Genomic DNA, 18627 nt, shown 5'->3' on the forward strand with positions numbered 1-18627 from the left:
TTTTCAAACGAAGAGTTAAAATTGCTTCAGATAGCAGAAGGCTGCTACAGCATATCCAACTATGCTGCTTACGCACTTCGATGCAAAAACAGTCATTCATTCTCTACAGAATGCCATGATTCCGTCCCGCATTGAAGACAAAGCACTTTTTTTAATTGCTTTCTCTTCATTATGTGGTCTACTTTTTGTTCAATCTCTCATTATCTAACAATATATCCTTCCTGCTCATATCCCTTCCGGAACCTATGGATCATCTCTACAAGCGGCAACAACCGTTTATCCAAAATATCCATAGATTTATACCGGGCATATTGCACATCATAAAGCCATCGATTGCCATTTTTCAACCGTTCCTCCACATCCGCCGGAATAAAAAATTCGGCACGCTCTCCCAAGAAAATATAGAATTCCTTCTGAAAGATATGAATTCCCGCTAAATCAAAATCGCCAAAATGAATATAACGATTAGGGATCATCTGTAGCCAGGTACGCAAATCTTTTGATTGAGGATAACGAGAGACAAAAAGTACTTTCATATCTTCAAACAAATATTGTTGTTCGCGGATATGCTGAAAGTTCTCTCCATTTTCCATGCCTATCACTATGACATCTCCGGGAAGATGAAAATGCTCAAAGTCTTCAATAAAGAAGGAAGTTCCCCGCAACGGCTGAATTAAAAAAGCTTCGCCATTCAGAGTTGCTTCTATCGGAACATAACTACTGATAAGAAAACCCCTGAAAGAACGGGTATGTTTAGTCTTAGAATCACCGGTTACGGACACCTGTTCTGCACGAGACACCGCATTTTGACGTTCTTTTATCTTGATCCACTCCTCCAACCCTCCTTTAATGTCATAGTGCTGAGCAAGATATACACGACATCCATCAGCATCGTTTATCCTAAATTTCCTAAAACGTCCGTTGGATATTTGGATAAGAATTCCTTCTCCCAATAGATCTTCCGTCAACGCAAATGAAAAACGAGAGGAAGAAATCGTATCACCGTTCATCATCCGTAATAACAAACGTGCTTCACCCAGATGAAGTTTATTTTCTTTTTTGATAGCCATGTTCTCTAAATTTTGCGAACGCATTCCAATCTTACCGATTACTTGAGTATTTTATCAATGGAACTACCCGCGTATTCGAGTGCCCGTCTTTGCTTAGCAAATAAGTATAACGATAATCTTCTACATTATAGGTAGTTGGCGAACTATTCACCAGCAGAATGTTTCGGCAATTAGCAAAGTCCAAAATGCCTTTTACATTATTAGGATGCAATTTACCTATCTCGTCCATCATGCAATGTATCTTGAAATCACCAAATTTACGCGACGCTTTTTCTTTGAACACATTGATAAGCATGATATTCACCATTGCCTTTACCAGAATATCTGTGCCGTCAGAACCTACGTTGGCTATCTTCTCCACCCAACCCGTATCATTGTCATTTTCCTTGACTCGAAATTCCAGCTTGAAGGTATCCGCCAGTGCCAGTTGCTTCCGTCCGGGATCTTCAAGCAAATGCTTCATAAACGAAAGCAGATAGCGCACCGCTATTGCATTGACATTCTCCCGAGAGTCTTGTGCAAACAAATTCACTTCTCCCATAGAATGTTGATTCTCATCATTGAACCGCTTTATTTCCAACAGCAATTGCATCAACTTATCACTGCTCGGTAAAGGACGAAGGGCAATCTCTTTGATTACTCCGGCAAAGTTTCGTTCTATAAAATCAGTATTGATGGCATCAATCGTTTTACGTATCTCCCCTTCATTGCGTGTCAGATCGCCTACCTCCTTCGATATGCGACGAATGATATCTGTATATCGCTCGCTGATGTGTTTCCGATAATCGGATATTTTATCATTATCCACAAACTCGCATAGGTTTGAAGCAAAGTCATAATAATCTTGCTCACTGATCAATTCGGTACGGAAGTGAAAAGTGTTCTTCGCTGAAAAATATCCTTTAAACTGTATGACAACTTTTCTAAACTCCTCTTTCTTCCTGATAGCAGATATAATCAGTGACTTCAATCCCTCCACTATTGCGTCACAACTTTTCTTAGTATTCTTTTCACCCACCTCCATTGATCCCGGCGGACAAAAAATATCATCTTCTTGAAAAACCTCTACCTTATTCAGCCCGTTTTCCAATAGCTGTAATCCCTGCCTTAGTTTAGTCAATGCTTCTTCCACATTCTTCCGTTGAAGTTGTAATTTTTTTTCACGCAAATCGAAACGTTCGTTCAGTGCTGCCAACTTGTCTTCAAGATCTTTCTTACAACTTCGCATGAAGGGTTCTTTGTCAAAAAGTTCCTGTTTATCCTTTTCATAATACGTAACTTGTGAACGGTGCTCACGGATGTAGACCAACTCCTTTTGGATCTGTTCTATTCTGGCATCGTACTTGCGAATTGTTACCGTATCTGCGCCTTTGCCACCAAGTTCTGTTTCCTGCGCTTGTCTTAACTCCTTTTTTCGTTCTTCCAGTTGTTGCTTCCGAAGATTGATTTCGGACTTTATATTCGATACATACTGCTCTAACTCTTTTTGAAGTCCTGTTTTTTGTTCCTTATAGTTCTTCTGACAAGCCTTTAACCTGCGTTCCCGCTCGTCTACTATCTTCTTCTTTTCCTCTTCTATTCGATAAAGCCGATGGGCTATTTCGTTCAACGCTTCCTGAATCTCTTCGGTACGAATACGTTTCCATTCTCCCTCTTTTGTCCTCCAGGAAGAAAGAGCCACTTGGAGATTCTTTAGCTTAGTGGGGAGTTGCATTCGTTCAGCTTCCAGCAAATGTTGTTTGTCTGCTATTTCGCGCACCAGTTTGGAATATTTCTTCTCCAAACGCTCTATTTCACTATTCAGTTCCTCCGATAAATGCACCAATTGGTTATTGCTTTCTTGAAGTATATGCTGCTTCGCCAATCGTTCCTGTTTCAAATCTTCGGGAGTACGGATATTTTGTTCTATGGCAGACAAGTTGAGCGACACACCAAACAAAGTGCCGGAGTTATCCGTTAAACGAGGATTCAGCCCATTATTATATAGCACCGCCTCCTCATTAGCTATTTTGCCGATGCTATCCTGCCAATCGGGTTTGTTGCTCTCCAGCCATTCGGCAAAAGAGCCCTTCCGTTTCTCAATCAAAGCATTCAGCACTCTCAGTTCTTCCTCAAGATTTTCTTTCTCTTTACATATATCTTCTATTTTATTTTGAGCTTCCATTTCCAACTCTTTCCGCAAGATGCCACATTCCTGCCTCAAACGATCTATATCCATTTGATGCCGGTGTATCAGAAAATTCAGTTCTTGGTCTCTTTGGTTTAACTCCCCGATACTTTCTTCACAGTCGGATATTTCTTTTTTATAAGGTGCTTCGTAAGAGGCCTTCACTTGTTGTCTTCCCGTTTGCGCTTGTTCATCACGCAGTTGTAACATTTTTGCATCTACCGCTTGCAATTTCTCTTCGAATGCCGAACGCACCCACTCTTCTTCCGAACGAAGATTTTGCATGGCCTCTTCCTGTAGCCTGCTGACGGCAGTTCCTTTTTCGAGTATCAGTGATTGCTTGTTATTTTCAAACGAACGAAAGTCAATCTCCAGATTTTCAGTCAACGAACGATACTTAGATAATACATCCTGATAGGCGCGCGTCAACTCGGATTTCATAATCCGCATACGTTCCAGCTCCTGATTTTGAAACTCTTCTTGTGATACTCGTCGGATCAATTCTTCAATACCTATTTGTTCATAGTACTGCCGTTGCCGGCGCGCTTTCTTCAAATCCTCTTCAACAACTCTAATATCGCCAATCAATACCTCCTCTTCCTTTTTGCGTTTCTGTTGCAGTTCACTGATTAACCTTAATCCGCGTTCCCGCTCTGCCTCCGTATTAGTAATCTTCTCCCTGAACTGAGGCAATTCCTGTAAAGCCTGTTTTTCCGCATAATTCAGTTCAGCACGCTCTTCCTCAATTTGCCTATGGGTATAAATTAAATCGCGATATGAATTCATCACTTTGTCTGCTATCTTGCGTATAGGTATTTCGCCATTCTTATTTTTTGTAAACCACAGCATCACGTCGTTATATTCTTGCTCGAATTCCTTTATCTGACTTCGATAAAAACTCAAATCCACAGAAATATCTTCATCACTCATCGAACGAATGATAGTATCTTTTATAAAATCAGCATCCAGCTTGGAATTTAAGAAAACATTCTGTATAGTACGGGGAATATTCTGGTATTTTGCACTCTCCACTATTGCGAATTTACGATAAATCAACAGCTCCTGCTTGCGGTTATTTCCGAATATGATATCACGATAAGTCTCGTAACCGCTCACCAGCGGAGTGACCTGACACTTCTTCCCAATATGCTCGCGGATACGGCTCCAGTCTGCATATACTTCATTCTGTTCATTGACAAACCAATAGCTCTCAAACGGTGCATCCACAAAACGAAAGGCAACCCTGCCTTGCGACTTAACAGCTACCACACAATAAGCCCCATTCTCACGCATTACTTCATAAACGATGTAGGAATTTGAATAAGGAAAGTAAAAAGCATCAAAACTCTTTTTTTCTTTAGGGATACCCAATTTCAGTTTATCCGCATTATAGAAAAACAACAGAGCGCGCAGTAACGTACTTTTTCCGACTCCCTGCGTACCAATGAAATGAACATTACCATCCAGACAAACTTCTGTATAAGGAATATGAGCGCTGTTCAGAAAAATAATTTTATTCAGGTATCTCATCTTGCACCTCCTCCGATATGGTAATACAATCAATCAATTCTTCCATATAATGAAAAGCAGTCAACACTTTGTAAGTCCCATCCACTTCATTTTCTTTTTCAACAAATCCCATTCTTTCCAATTCGGATATCAACTTGGCAACGACTTCTTCATGCTTCTTTTTGTCAGGGAATATCTTTGCGACTTTCTCTTTCAACTCCAGGTCACAGCCTATTTGAATCTCAATGTCGGCAGCACGAAACAAGAAACCCGGTCCAAAAGCCGAATGATAGGTTTTCAGAAAACTAAGATACTCAATCCAACGTTGTGCGGCTTCAAGCTTTCGTTCCAAATCCACTTTCGCTTCCCGACGCGTAAAATGATAGTAGCCATCGCCTCCTTCCAGATAGAATCCTATCCCTTTATAATATTCATAATAATCGGGGAAATCCTCCTCTATAACATCGTAATAACGCTTCACTTGGGCAGAAATGCTATTGGAGGAGATGAACCCTCCACGACTAAGCGTATTGAAAATTTCTTCTGTATATTTCATCGTTCAAACTCTTGTTATTTAGGATAAATAATTGGATACTCCACTTCACCCGAGTGTTCATAACACTCTGTAAAGTTAAGCCTATCAGCATATTGAGAAGCTAACTGACAAAAATAAATCAGTTTATCCTCACTGGTCACATCTTTGCGGTAGCGGTAGTTCATCACAAAATAGAACAGGTGAGCGCCCGAGGCCTCAAAGGCATTGTACACCTCCTGCAAATTCACCATATCAACCACCTCCGACTGCCCGTCCAGGTATCCTTCGGGAATGGGTGCTGCCAGATTTTTCAAAGTGTTCTTCCGGATCTTCTGCCGTGCCGCCAGTTTCCGGATGATTTGAAACGCTTCATCAGATGTACGCAAAGCATCTACAGAAAGTTTAATGCGATAATTGATTTGAGGTTCCATCCATACGGGATTTCTTCCCGAAAGCACTTGCCGGATGTTAGTGTTCTCTTCCAGTAGGAACTGGTCTTTCAGGTACTTCAACTTTCTTATCTTCTCAAAGATACGGTTTTGATAATCTATCAGATTCAGGTAATGGACAATCTGTCTATGAATTTCAAGCAGATTATGATAAGAGTCATTCAATTGTAATTTTACGTCACTCACTACATCCTGCATCTGTACATCCATAGCTATACGAAAAAACACAGGCTGTTGATGGTCGATCAGCTCTTCACATTTGGTTATCAGTAAAGAGATATTTCTTAACTTTTCACTCAGCCTTGTCAATTTGGCTTTTTTGATCTGGTAGTTGGGTTCATTCTTGTACGTATTGTCCATGTTACGTTTCAGATCCAACACATTGCGAACAGTAGTAAGGGCGATATTCTTTAGGCAGCGCTTCACCTCACGCTGATAATTATACTTTCGCTTTTCGTTATTTTCCTTCAGATAGTAATCTATGTTTTCATTGAGGCGCACCAGATAGTCCTGCACATAAGAGACATTTATCTCTTCATTCACTTCCAGTATATCTTCAAAGAATTTTAAATAAATATCTTCCATCTCCAAAAAATCACCTGTATCACGAATCACCCCATAATCTATCAGATAGCGGATGCGCTCTTCTTTATAGTCAGTCATCTCTAATGCATAATCATATCGGAACGAAAGCGACTTCCGCTTGGCAAACATCTCTTTTAGAAGCTCTTTCTCGCGGTCAAGGCTTTTAACCAACTCCTCTATGGAACGGAAGGTACTCATAGCATAAACTTATTCTTTAATATAAATCACCACAAATTCTTTGCATTTACGTTTGTCTCAGCAAGAAGCGGCAGCAGAAACCCGCCCTTAAGACAATTCAGATCTTTATTTTCCATAATAGTACATCTTTTTGTCTATATCTGCAAATATAATATTTTTTTCTTCTTCGACATTCTAAACCCCTAAAAAGACCTTGTTATTAATAAATCGGCACTTTAGACATTTTAATTTAATGAACAGACTTTTGCATTTCGCCCTATAAACAGACTTGAATATTAGCATGAATCAACAACATAAGTTTGAATGACAACCACACACCCGTCGGATGAACCTTATTCTTGTATGGGATGACAGTTCGTTTTTTGGCAAACCCTTCAAGTGTCATAATGTTACCTTTCTTTGCCTGTTTAAATCCGTTTATTTCAATACACCTCCTTTCTGCTAACACGTCTTCTGCTAAATTTCTTCAGGACAGCCCGCCAAGCAGACTATTTATTGCATAAAAATGCAATAACACAGGGGTAATTGGTAGGATATTCACTTCTTTCCCTCTAATAAGTTACCTTTCTGTTTGCAAAAAGTTAGTTCTTTGCAAGTATGAAGTTAACTTCTTACCGGAGACACTTTTATTTCGTGCCATCGACATCTATTTGAAGGGGAAATAGGGTGACTGGAGACTGTTTTTCTCTCTACTTGCTTGCATTTACGGGAAAAACCGCAAGCATGAAAAAGATTGTTTATTGGACACTTTTTCATTATTTTACTCCGATGTTGAGATGTTCTCTTTCTCTTTGGTATAATTTCATCTTGTATTCTTTCTACTTGAATTTTTCTAATGGCAATTCCACAAATTCTTTCCGTTTATCCCTCCGCTTATATGAAGAAATTTGATTCTACGTGCATCAGAAAATACAAAATGATAATTTGCCATTTCATCAGCTTTTGCTTTTTGCGGGAGGGCAGAATGATTGTAGGTTCATCCAATAAATACCCTAAATAACTACTTCATTCAGATTGACAAAGAAGTTGGTAAAATAAAGAGGCTCTGCCTATAAGAAAAGAATGGGAACAAATACACAAGGAGCATAATTTAACACCAATTGAACTCTCCGAAAAATCCTATTTCCATTTTTTGATAGATTAATTCCTGAACTACCAGGCAACCGCTACAACCACATAAAAAAGGACGAAGCCTTTGAGTCAAAAAGCTATACCTTTCTTGTTATTTTGAACCATACAACAAAATGATTCCTTTTGAAAAGAGCTATCTTTGCAAAAGAAATCATAGTTATAATCAAATAAAGGAAATGACAGACGGAATCAATACACTACGTTATTCAGACATCTTTTTTGCGATGTATTTTGATGGAGGAATGAGTTGCACACACCGGAACCATTCTCATGTGCTGGTTTATATTTATTCCGGTGAAATGGCAATTGAAGAAAAAGGCAAAACCACAAGGCTGCATAGAGGCGACTGTGCCTTTATTCGTAAGGATTTCAGCGTCAGGATGACAAAGCAGGCGTGGAACGGAGAGCAGTTTAAAGCTATTTTTCTAATGTTTACGCCGAAATTCCTGCGTAGCTTCTACAACAAGATAGAACCGAACTTAATCCCAAAGGATGCCAAAAGAGAGAAAGTAAGTCTCTATAAGTTACCGCCCAACCGTCCCGACATCATAAGCCTGTTCGAATCCATGACACCTTATTTCGATTCGGATATTCAACCGACAGATGAACTGTTGCAACTGAAAATGGTTGAGGGAATATATGTGTTGCTCAAAACAAACAAGAATCTATATGCTTCGGTTTTTGACTTTACTGACCCTTGGAAAATTGACATCCTGAATTTTTTGGAGAGCAATTACATGAATGACATTTCAATGGAAGAAATAGCCAACTATACAGGTCGTAGCCTTTCCACATTCAAACGCGATTTTAAAAAATGCAGCTCGCTTTCACCGCGAGAGTGGCTAATCCACCGCCGTCTCGAAGCCGCTCACGAGTTGATACGAAAAGGCGAGCGCAAAGTGTCTGAGATTTGTTTTGAGGTCGGATTCAAGAATCTTTCACACTTCTCGAAGATTTATAAAGAAAAATATGGTATTCCTCCTACAGGGAAACTGCAACATGAAATGAGTCTCGCATAGATTGCGGGACTTTTTTATTCATGGACTTCCTAACAAAACACTTTGAACCACACAACAAAGTCATAATGCCATAACCCTCTTACCTTTGCATCAGAAAACAATTAGAACTTATAACAGATAAAATTAGATAATTATGGCAGAAACAAAAACAATGGAAGAAAAAGTGGCTTTGGTGACTGGTGCAGGAATGGGAATCGGCCTTGCTTGTGCTGAAGCGTTTGCCCGTGCAGGCTATATTACCGTTTTGTCAGATATTAACGAACCGAAAGTACAGGCAGAAAAATTGATCGCTGAAGGGTACAAAGCGACAACTTATCGTCTTAATGTGTCCGACACACAGGCGGTGAAAGAAATGATTGATTGGATTATGTCCACTTACGGGCGTTTGGATGCAGCTCTTAACAATGCCGGAATACAAACTCCGCAACGCCCGATGGCAGAAATTACCGATGACGAGTTCGACCGCACAGTGGCTGTAGACCTGAAAGGAGTATGGAATTGTATGCGTTATGAAATTCTGTTGATACTGAAACAAGGAAGCGGAACCATCGTCAACACCGTATCGGCTGAAGACGTGGTCGGCTTTCCCGGACAGGCTGCCTATATAGCTTGCAAACACGCTGTTCTCGGATTAACAAAAACTGCCGCAATTGATTATGCAGCAAAAGGCATTCGCATCAATGCCGTATGTCCGGGAGTTATACAGACTGCAATAGTGGATGAGTTGATAAGCTGCAACCCACAGTTAGAAAGTGCTTTCACAAAGGAGATTCCGAACGGACGTTTTGGGAAACCTGAGGAAATCGCTGATGCAGTATTGTGGCTGTGCAGTCCGCAGGCGACATATATGAATGGACATGGTTTAATTGTAGACGGAGGTATCACCATTAAATAAGGAATAATAAATGAAGGATATTTTTGAAAAAGATTTGTCGGGCAAAATGGTTTCGCCGAGCGAACCGGGTTATGAAGCATTGAGTGCCGACATTTTCGCTACTATCAAGACTGCTACCGAGATGAATACGGATTACCGCACCCCTGAAGAAGTACATGATTATATGGGACGGATTCTCGGCAAACCGCTCGAAGAAAGTACTACAGTATTGCCACCGCTTTATGTTGATTATGGTAAACCTATTACTATCGGAAAGGGATGTTTTATCCAGCAATGTTGCACATTCTTCGGTCGTGGCGGTATCACAATCGGCAACGATGTATTCATCGGTCCAAAAGTCAATCTGATTACAATCAATCATGACCCGAAACCGGAGAACCGCAGTGCGACCTATGGTCGTCCGATCGTCATCGGGGACAAGGCATGGATAGGCATCAATTCGACCATTCTTCCGGGTGTACGTATCGGCTACGGCGCAATTGTCGGAGCCGGCAGTGTCGTAACGAAGGATGTACCGCCTATGACAGTGGTTGCAGGCAATCCGGCCCGATTTATCAAAAAGATTGAAGCTAAGTAAATTAAAAACTATTTAAAATATGAAACCTTATATCATTGTTCATATGATGACCTCTATTGATGGTCGGATAGATTGCCCTATGGTTGGGCAATTAAGCACAGACGAATATGAAGTTGCATTGGATAAATTTGGACTTTGCTCCAAACTATCGGGTAGAGTGACCGCTGCTCTTGAATGTCCGGCTGTCAAGGAGGAGAGCGACAGAATAGGAGAACAGCCTGTTCTTCAAGAATCAATACACATCGCACGTTCATCCGATGAATATACGATTGTCGTTGACACCTACGGGAAATTGAGTTGGCAAGCCAATACATCAGACGGACATCCTGTGCTTTGCATTGTCAGTGAACAAGTTTCTCAAACCTATCTGGATACATTGCATTTTTTAGAAATATCATGGATTGTTGTCGGCAGCACGAAAGATTATCAGAATGGTAATTATCAACGTGACGGTGGTGTCGTAGCCCCTGTACCTGCCGACGCACCGCTCTTCGTACACCAATATTGAGATTACTACAAAACGAAGCGGGGCTATCATCGCCGCTCCCCCAATTCCAATGAGGGGATTAACAAGACTGCCATCCTGTCATTCGTCAATATGCCGGTTCTCACATATATAGACGAAATCCGCAGTGCCGTACAGCTGATACACGGTGAAAAGGCACATTCCCGTTATTTCAGCGAAGATGCCTATAAGCGGCTGACAGGAACGAACAAAGAACTGCTGATTATCCCCGGTGCGAACCATACCGACTTATATGATAATCTGGATGCAATTCCTTTCAATAAGATTGAGATATTCCTCAAAAATGCTTTTGAGGTAGAATAACTATTAAAACTAACTTTAGTAGCCCATTTGTCTCTTTGACTTTTGGACTATTGTTTTGCTCAAAATGTGTAATATTTTCTATCCCCTATCATTGTACATCAAAAAATTGTTCTACCTTTACATCAAAGAAAATTATTTAACAGAGAAGCATCACAAACCGCTGAAAATCGCACAATTACCAATCGTTATCGCTATTTCTAAAATACCACATTAAATATTTGTTTCCCAAATGGTTATACCAACCCATTGAAAATCTAAAATAAAAATAGCTGTCCAAACTTCTTTCTTCACGACCTTTTATAATCTGGACTGGGATAAAAACGGAAGAATACCTGTTGAGAAAGTGGCCGACAGAGTAAATAGTACCATCAAGTACCTTGTAAACGAAAAAAGTTCGGAGAAAATATTCGGTGTAAATGCGGATAAGTTCGGAGACACATCGGAAACGCCGAAGAAAGTTAGTAAAACTGCACAAAAGATAATCGACCTCGTTATTTCTTGCCCATCAATCACAGCCGATAATATAGCTAACAAGGTTGGTGTAACTAAACGCACTATAGAAAAAAACATCAAGAGCCTTAGGGATATGGGAATTTTGACTCATGAAGGTTCTGATAAAACTGGCTACTGGCGCATCATCATTAACTCTCAAACAGAACAATAAACCTATGGGATTTCCATTCATACCACTCGCCCATTATTGCCGTTCTGCTTATCGCCTTTCTATTTGCATCTTTGCCGCAGGTCAGCACTAAGACACGGGCTAATGCACTTTACGCCATAGCCATCTTGATGCCATTAGCCATTATTGCTAAACGCAGAAAGCGCGCACCCCATTGAGCTGCACGCTTTTGCTTATTGTTTATTATTGTTTACTTATCGGAATCATTTGACTTCTTCAAAAGCAACAATAGCTGATTATCAATCACTTGCACAGTACACGTGACAATAATGTGACAAATATTCGATAAATATATCACACTATATCGCTATAACGACAACTGTTCGTTTCCTGTAAATTACAATAAATCAATATTATAGACTCATTTATTCTATAATGAATCTCTATTTATCACACTAGATATAAATCACTGGGGCAAAGATAATTATTTTAAGGTAAAAACATCCATAAACATATCACAATATCAATAAATATAAAAAGAAAACCAATATACAGAAAGTGAAAATAGTATAATCAGTTTGATTTGTGATATTACTTGGATTAGTAAGAAGACAACTAATGATAAGGGAGTCAGCTATCAAAACGTATATACGTTTTCTAACAATGGGACATATGCAAGAACCTTAATAACTACAGATAAAGATGGAAAAGAACAACAAAGTACAGTTAATGGTTCATGGACTTTCTCTGCTCCTAGTTTTGGTGTAATCTATTTGGGTCATAATAGCTATTGGGATATAGATGAACTCACAGAAAATAAATTTTCAGCATATAGAAGGAATGGAGAATTTGGAGAGCCTGGAATGGTAAGAGAATATTTTGAACTCACCCCTAAAATATAGTTTTATAACGTCCAAATTATGCATAACTTATTGTGCGTATTAAAGCTAAAAATGTGGAAATAGAACATAAATAGATGATACATATAGGTACAGGCGTAACCCCTGATAATTAATTTACTTACCAGGAAGAGAGTTTAGTAAACTCTATATATTACAAATCATTTCCTAGCTGGATTGTCAAGTTCTCTAATAGCTAAATACAATATTCGCAAAATTTATTGAGTTTTACAAACTAGTTCTAATGAGAATACGAAAAAGGATTGAAATAGCATTTTCTTCTAACAATAATAACAGTCCATTACTGATTATTCGGAGATTGATTTTCTCTGTAACCTGCTTAATCGTTCTTTATAGCTACTCAAATATATCCGCTTTTGTTTTTCTTCAAGAAAACTGTTATTAATAAGCTCCAATACTTTGGGTTGCTCAACCAAGAAAGGTGAGATCAATTTATCTATCTGTTTATCTGATAATCCTATCTTTTTTCCGAAGTGAACAAAATCTTCCTGGCATGGATGCCCTTTACTCTCATAAATATCTGATTTCTCTAATGTAACAGAGAGTCCGTCTTCCAGAGCAAAATCACTATCATTCGTATGCAAAGAAGTATTCATTAGATCATACGCCGGCGACAGTAAATAGTCCCCGTCTTTAGATTGCTGCAATGAGAAATTCTTTAAGTGCGCATCCCCATTAGAAAATAGATAATTGAACAATATAAGAGAGAAAAATTTCCCCATCTCTACTTGCCAGGCAGGAACCAGCTCTTTTATTTTCAATGCAATATCTTCATAGCTACCTGTATATTTAAAGTCCGCACCATGAGTTTCCGATGTTTTTTGTATTAATGATGCAAAATCTTCCTGTGGCGCCTTCGATCCATCGTCAAGGATATCAAAACGTTTGGTAATATAAGCTGGCGTACCGTCAGAAAAGAATATAACTCCGTTTTCTGCTGTTGGAATCCGGTAAATCTGACGGGCTATTTGCATAGTCAAATGTTCGTTGGCAGGGATTTGTTTTCTATCCCGTAATGCCTTATTTTCCGGAGCAGGCTTAATAATATATCGGGCTTGCTCATTTTCAACCGCCAATCTTATACTACCGTTTTCTTCGACTGCAGACATCTTTTCCTGTACGCCAGAAACAGATATACGCACAGTATTTTCTGCTATGGCAGCATACTGGTCATCATCATAGCTGAAATTCATCACATGGCTGACTTTCTTCCCGGCAAAAAGTTTCTTACAAGCTGAAGGGCTGTATGTTGTAAAACCGTCAGCTAAAGTAGAAGGGCAGCAAGTTATTTTTTTCATATCAATCTATTTTTTTTAGAGTAACAGTCCCTATCGTATCTTTGCCTGCAGTAGCCAGCAATAAACCAAAATGATCATGCTCATCAATTTTATACTCCAGACACTGAATACGCTTGTTTGCACCCTCAGAAAGCATATTAAAGAAGAATGGAAACAAGACCGGGCTTCGATACTCCTGTTTTAGTTTAGGTAGAGTCAAGGATATAGCCCTTTTACCAGTATCAGCAAAGTAACGATCATCATAACGGAATACGAATTCTCCTTCATCCGTCTGTTCCAATATTCCTGCCAAAATATGGCTTTCATAAACTTCAGCTTTTCTCATTTAACACCCGCCTTTTTTAGTTGTAGAACGACTTCCATTCCTAAAATATCTGCAATTTTAGAAAGAGTAGCCAATGAAGGATTCCCTTGTCCCTTTTCTATTTGTCCAATGGTCCTCAATCCCACCCCAGACATATCCGAGAGATATTCCTGAGTAATGTTTAAAACATTACGCCTTTCTTTTATTATGATTCCTATATTCATAGTGCAATATAATGCGTATTTGATGCAAATATAGCTATCTAATAGTTATAAAGCAAATACAATACGCAATATATTGCGCTATTTAATAAAAAAATAAGGTTTATAGAAATAAATAAAGTTCTATTCGTTTTTTAGTTCAAACAAATAGCCTTTCGCTCGAATATTAAACTTCTCACTGCCTATCTCGATCAGTTTATCAGCCAATTGAGGAAAAGGATTACCCATAAATAGAATTTTTCCGTCAACAACTCTGGTCAACTCATAACTACTCTCTAACTTACAAGCAAAAGCTACCTCCCGTTGCGAAATAGAGAACTGCCTTGAATGTCCTGATGTTGATTTTACTTCAATCACTTTAGGTATTCCGTCAACAAAGCATACCAAATCGAATGGAGCATATTCATGATCCATTGCATAATAACATAAAGAAATCAACGCACGAGTAATGCCCGACGTCCCAGCTACCTTATAACACTCCTCTACTACTTTTGATTGTATTGGAGTATTCGTATATTCTCTTATAAAAGCTTCTATGCGACAAATAGCCCTCGCCTGTTCTTCTTTACCGGGACATTCCTTAATAAAACGTCGGATACATTCAACCAATACCAACTCTTCACCTTGTACGCCAGTTACATGACATTGCTCTCCTTTATCCTTACCGATCTTTTCATCATGATAGATATTTCCCGTATGTTCGGGGCGCTTCTCTTCCAGTTCTCCATCCACCGGTAACTCTACGGATACGCAATCAATTGGCGGTAGTCCTGTATACTTCCGATAAATAGCTTCTATCCTACCCTCCTTCTCATAATCTTTGTCCGGCTTATTTATACCCAAATATTTCTCTTCAAAATCATTATATTGTTTTTTCAGTCTTTCTATCTCACCAGCAACAAATTCAGGATTAGACAATCTGCCTTTTCTATTTTTAAGGCGGTCTAAAAGTTCACTTTCTTTTTCTAGATAATGAAGAGAGAGTACCTGTAAAAGCTTGTCTGCTTCAGATTGTACGTATCCGTAATCTATTTCCAAATGGAACTCAGGGAAATAATCTTCATAAGGCTCAGCCGTAACAAGAACTCTCACAGCCTCTTGGAGTGCTTCCAACATACCATTTTCGTCCACTTTACTTAGCATGTTGCGCATCAAAACAAAACCATTTACTATCATTTTTTAAGTTCAGACATGAAAAGCGACGCTCCAGCTCATTTTCAAATGCCCTCCACTTAGTTTCATAATCTTCTTGCCAGAGTTTATGTAACATTTTCAAGTTTTGACCACCTATCGAACGTCTTAACTCTTCTTCGGTCTTATGAAACAGCACAAGCTCAAGAGAATCGGCAACAGATGTATTATTAAACAAATATCTTGATACAGCCCTTGCCTGCACATCTTTATCGCATCCCGCTTCTAAATACAGACAGGAATCATTAATTGCATACTCGACCGGATTATTAAGTTCCGTTTCGTCGAAAGTTACTTTACGGGAGAGACCACTACCTGTCTTGATACATAAAGAGTGTAACTTATCACGCAGCTCTTTCAGTTTACAGTTATCATCCAAATAATTAACTTCGGACTGTGCATGATTTGAAACCAGATAAATCAGATAGATTATTTTCTGGTATAGACGCTTTTTCAGATCTTCATTATCAGGCCCTTCTACTTTGAAGGAACAATCACTCACCGTTGGTTTTATCAATCTCGGACGTATTGCCTGCGGCATGGTTCCATCAGCAGCCGTATAGCACAGAACTGCTTTGCCAGGTATGTTTCTAGTCCACAACTCAAACATAGATTTACTTTCAACTACAAAGAAATCCTTTCTGTCAGCCCAACTTAACTGCCTGTCTTTCATAATGAGGTAATGTTTCCGATCTATGAATAATACAGGTGCATACCGTTGGTAAAACTGTATGATTTCACTGGCATAATCAACTAAGCAAGCATTCATGTGTTTGACCAAGACATTCACATACTCGTCAGGAAAATCGGCATACTGACGAACAAGTAATTTATCCAGCTCTTTTGTCAACTTAGATTCTTCAGGCACTTTTTTAAGAAAATCGTAACGGGGGTTAATCATAGAAGGGTGCAAATCTATCCATTTACCGTTTTTGTACCTGAAAACATTGATATTGGTTAGTATATCCTTACCTTGAAGTTTGTCTGTATCCGTTTTTACATCAATCAATGCAGGGAGGTAATCAAGTCCCTCACTCAAAGAATCAAATATACGCCGATCAGCATAAAAGAAATTCTCTTGAAACGAAACACCAGTCATTTTTAATAACATCTCTTTTTCGTCATCACTCCCTGATATACGGCCTAAAAACTCTGCGTCTATATCCTTACAACGAAGCAATTGACCAGGCTTGTACTTTCCATCTACGGTTTTATAGAACAAAGTTGATAACGCAAAGGCAGCTTGGTTGACAACCCTGTAATTCTCTCTGGACTGACTCGTATAAAAATGTCTCATACGGTCAGCAGAACATCGCTCACGCTCTTTACTGTTACGAATCAGCGCACATAAGGCAGAGAACAGATCAAGCTGGACACCTTCTGAAATTTGTTCACTGTTTATTTGTCCATCATTTGAGCATTGCTTGAAGTATTTATAAACTTCACTGTATTCATTGAATTTGGAAATTCCAAGTCCTTTATTTATCGAATCATCACCAACTTCAAAAGAGGTGATGTTAACACCCAAAACATCAGGAAGAGTAATGTCACCCTTTTCATCTTTACGACGATAGAGAATTTCACTTTTGATATCTGCATCTGGCAGAACCTGGACAGAATTGATTTTTAGCCATCTTCCCACTTCTTTCAGGAACTTATAACTACTATCCTTGCTACAATTATAATAATGGATAACACTCCATGCTATCTGGATGACTACATCGAAGAACATTCTCGCTCCCTCTTCATCCACCTGCCGGACTGAGAAATACTGAGCAGCAATTTTACACATAATGTCAACAGTGTACGAGTTATCACTATTAGCTACATGCAATATCTCTCGCAAAATTTCCAGTGATTGGTTGTCATTTCCATTATTATACCTTATCCATTTCCATTGAAATTCTGCCGATCCAGCAAGAACTCCCGTACTTTCAGGCACCTCAATACAAGGATTAGTAAATGTAATATCCGGTGCCAACAATAAAAAATAGAACTGATAGCATGCTTTCAATAGTTCTCTGTTATATTCACCTACCGGACCATCCATATTTATAGATTTTCGGTCTACTGTCGTATAAAAATCTGCATTAAAGTCTACTCCCTCAAAAGGCGAAGGCAAATTAGTTGCCAAGTAGTTATAAAGTCTCCCGGGAGATGACTTTATCTCTTCATGACTGCGGAAATACACAGAAACGGCAGATGTACTCAACTTTATACCAGCGACCTTTGCCTTATCCATCACTTCTGGCAAGACTTGTGCAGAAAATAGACGGCAGCCGCTTTCTGTCGACATGTTTTTCGGAAGCTCGCCCGGTTGCTCAAAAATAATATCGAGATGTCTATTCCTATACTTTGTAGCGATAAATCTGAAATGGCTTTCTTGTATCTCCTTAATCAGATTCGCTATTTCTTTAGAATTTTCCACCGGTATTTCAATAACAGTTACAAAGCCCTCTGCAAACCAATCACTGATTTTATCTTCTTTGGACAAAGGTATTTGAACAGGGAAATAGTATCCGGGAACTCCCCAAAGACTGTTCTCTTTTTGCGAAATATCTATATTTCTGGCAATAAACTCTTTTATGTCATCAGCAAGTAGCAGCCGACTCACTTCTTCTTTGTTATCAAACAAATTATAGAGTCTGAACGAAATAGGGACCAAAGTATTATGTCCAATGATTTGCCCCGAGGTATGGACATTTACGTAACCTGTTGCAGAGACAGAGAAAGTTGACTTAAATCCTACTCCTTTATTACCAATGCTATTTTTCATTTCCTTGGCAGAGGTAGAAATGGAACATAGTGCCTGAAAATCTCCACGAGGCACACTTCCTCCCTGATAGTCGTAATTATGCCGGAAAGTAAACCATTGACCGTCATTAGCAACCAATAACCTTTTGCCCTCAAGAACTATTTTTATACGGTGCTCGGCACGGTCAACAGCATTCTGAATAAGCTCGTACAAAACACGTCCCTGATAATCTGCTTCTACCTGGCACATCTGGCCCGCCTGTTGCTTGATCGTTTCACTATGAAGCGAAGAGTAAAACTTATAATGTGAATTAAATATGTCGTCTACAAGAATATTAGGTTCCATCAATTAT

At 39.1% G+C, this 18627-nt stretch carries 13 protein-coding genes and 3 pseudogenes; 7 read left to right on the forward strand and 9 right to left on the reverse strand.

What is annotated here, in order from left to right:
* Positions 1-200: 200 nt before the first annotated feature.
* The 4 genes from ISX59_RS04440 to ISX59_RS04455 are packed head-to-tail and all read right to left on the reverse strand — an operon-like array spanning position 201 to position 6513.
* Entirely contained in the window at positions 201-1070 is an 870-nt protein-coding gene (locus tag ISX59_RS04440) for a hypothetical protein (RefSeq protein ID WP_032540703.1), read from the reverse strand.
* Between the two features lie 31 nt (positions 1071-1101).
* Positions 1102-4767 (reverse strand): ATP-binding protein, encoded by a 3666-nt coding sequence (locus ISX59_RS04445; RefSeq protein ID WP_032540704.1) that lies wholly within the window; start codon positions 4765-4767, stop codon positions 1102-1104.
* Positions 4751-5302, reverse strand: coding sequence for a hypothetical protein (locus ISX59_RS04450; protein ID WP_032540705.1), 552 nt, complete (start codon positions 5300-5302; stop codon positions 4751-4753). The genes ISX59_RS04445 and ISX59_RS04450 overlap by 17 nt, the downstream gene beginning before the upstream one ends.
* A 14-nt stretch (positions 5303-5316) precedes the next feature.
* Positions 5317-6513 (reverse strand): hypothetical protein, encoded by a 1197-nt coding sequence (locus ISX59_RS04455; RefSeq protein WP_032540706.1) that lies wholly within the window; start codon positions 6511-6513, stop codon positions 5317-5319.
* A 1307-nt stretch (positions 6514-7820) separates the two neighbouring features.
* Between ISX59_RS04455 and ISX59_RS04460 the strand changes: the two genes are divergently transcribed.
* The 7 genes and pseudogenes from ISX59_RS04460 to ISX59_RS04485 all read left to right on the forward strand — a co-directional run bounded on the left by ISX59_RS04460 (position 7821) and on the right by ISX59_RS04485 (position 12488).
* Positions 7821-8663, forward strand: coding sequence for an AraC family transcriptional regulator (locus ISX59_RS04460; RefSeq protein WP_032540734.1), 843 nt, complete (start codon positions 7821-7823; stop codon positions 8661-8663).
* Positions 8664-8796: 133 nt separating this feature from the next.
* Entirely contained in the window at positions 8797-9558 is a 762-nt protein-coding gene (locus ISX59_RS04465; RefSeq protein ID WP_233481273.1) for an SDR family NAD(P)-dependent oxidoreductase, read from the forward strand.
* 10 nt (positions 9559-9568) lie between these two features.
* Positions 9569-10135, forward strand: coding sequence for a sugar O-acetyltransferase (locus ISX59_RS04470; protein WP_032540708.1), 567 nt, complete (start codon positions 9569-9571; stop codon positions 10133-10135).
* Positions 10136-10154: 19 nt separating this feature from the next.
* Positions 10155-10556: pseudogene (locus ISX59_RS21350) on the forward strand (5-amino-6-(5-phosphoribosylamino)uracil reductase); the annotation flags it as partial.
* A pseudogene (locus ISX59_RS04475) lies at positions 10551-10964 on the forward strand (alpha/beta hydrolase); the annotation flags it as partial. The pseudogenes ISX59_RS21350 and ISX59_RS04475, both read left to right, overlap by 6 nt.
* A gap of 277 nt (positions 10965-11241) precedes the next feature.
* Positions 11242-11628, forward strand: a pseudogene (locus ISX59_RS04480) (winged helix-turn-helix transcriptional regulator); the annotation flags it as partial.
* Positions 11629-12164: 536 nt separating this feature from the next.
* Positions 12165-12488 (forward strand): hypothetical protein, encoded by a 324-nt coding sequence (locus tag ISX59_RS04485; RefSeq protein WP_050550273.1) that lies wholly within the window; start codon positions 12165-12167, stop codon positions 12486-12488.
* Between the two features lie 305 nt (positions 12489-12793).
* Here the strand turns inward: ISX59_RS04485 and ISX59_RS04490 are convergent, their stop codons facing one another.
* From ISX59_RS04490 to ISX59_RS04510, 5 genes are all read right to left on the reverse strand, one after another.
* A complete protein-coding gene (locus ISX59_RS04490; protein WP_032540710.1) occupies positions 12794-13804 on the reverse strand; it encodes a type II toxin-antitoxin system HipA family toxin in 1011 nt (336 codons plus the stop codon).
* 1 nt (position 13805) lies between these two features.
* Complete coding sequence (locus ISX59_RS04495) at positions 13806-14129, reverse strand: HipA N-terminal domain-containing protein (RefSeq protein WP_032540711.1); 324 nt, start codon at positions 14127-14129, stop codon at positions 13806-13808.
* Positions 14126-14332 (reverse strand): helix-turn-helix domain-containing protein, encoded by a 207-nt coding sequence (locus ISX59_RS04500; protein WP_032540712.1) that lies wholly within the window; start codon positions 14330-14332, stop codon positions 14126-14128. The genes ISX59_RS04495 and ISX59_RS04500 overlap by 4 nt, the downstream gene beginning before the upstream one ends.
* A gap of 120 nt (positions 14333-14452) precedes the next feature.
* Positions 14453-15505 carry a protein NO VEIN domain-containing protein gene (locus ISX59_RS04505; protein ID WP_080715619.1) on the reverse strand — a complete coding sequence of 351 codons (1053 nt, stop codon included), beginning with the start codon at positions 15503-15505 and terminating at the stop codon, positions 14453-14455.
* Positions 15462-18620 (reverse strand): sacsin N-terminal ATP-binding-like domain-containing protein, encoded by a 3159-nt coding sequence (locus tag ISX59_RS04510; protein WP_220575702.1) that lies wholly within the window; start codon positions 18618-18620, stop codon positions 15462-15464. Before ISX59_RS04510 ends, ISX59_RS04505 begins: the two co-directional genes overlap by 44 nt.
* Between the last annotated feature and the right edge of the window lie 7 nt (positions 18621-18627).

Source organism: Bacteroides sp. FSHCM14E1 (assembly GCF_019633785.1).
Taxonomy (GTDB): domain Bacteria; phylum Bacteroidota; class Bacteroidia; order Bacteroidales; family Bacteroidaceae; genus Bacteroides; species Bacteroides hominis.

Coding starts and splice junctions, on each gene's coding strand:
- ISX59_RS04470 (WP_032540708.1), top strand. CDS start 9,569: ATGAAGGATATTTTTGAAAAAGATTTGTCGGGCAAAATGGTTTCGCCG.
- ISX59_RS04450 (WP_032540705.1), bottom strand. CDS start 5,302: ATGAAATATACAGAAGAAATTTTCAATACGCTTAGTCGTGGAGGGTTC.
- ISX59_RS04460 (WP_032540734.1), top strand. CDS start 7,821: ATGACAGACGGAATCAATACACTACGTTATTCAGACATCTTTTTTGCG.
- ISX59_RS04500 (WP_032540712.1), bottom strand. CDS start 14,332: ATGAATATAGGAATCATAATAAAAGAAAGGCGTAATGTTTTAAACATT.
- ISX59_RS04455 (WP_032540706.1), bottom strand. CDS start 6,513: ATGAGTACCTTCCGTTCCATAGAGGAGTTGGTTAAAAGCCTTGACCGC.
- ISX59_RS04490 (WP_032540710.1), bottom strand. CDS start 13,804: ATGAAAAAAATAACTTGCTGCCCTTCTACTTTAGCTGACGGTTTTACA.
- ISX59_RS04465 (WP_233481273.1), top strand. CDS start 8,797: ATGGCAGAAACAAAAACAATGGAAGAAAAAGTGGCTTTGGTGACTGGT.
- ISX59_RS04445 (WP_032540704.1), bottom strand. CDS start 4,767: ATGAGATACCTGAATAAAATTATTTTTCTGAACAGCGCTCATATTCCT.
- ISX59_RS04505 (WP_080715619.1), bottom strand. CDS start 15,505: ATGATAGTAAATGGTTTTGTTTTGATGCGCAACATGCTAAGTAAAGTG.
- ISX59_RS04440 (WP_032540703.1), bottom strand. CDS start 1,070: ATGGCTATCAAAAAAGAAAATAAACTTCATCTGGGTGAAGCACGTTTG.
- ISX59_RS04510 (WP_220575702.1), bottom strand. CDS start 18,620: ATGGAACCTAATATTCTTGTAGACGACATATTTAATTCACATTATAAG.
- ISX59_RS04495 (WP_032540711.1), bottom strand. CDS start 14,129: ATGAGAAAAGCTGAAGTTTATGAAAGCCATATTTTGGCAGGAATATTG.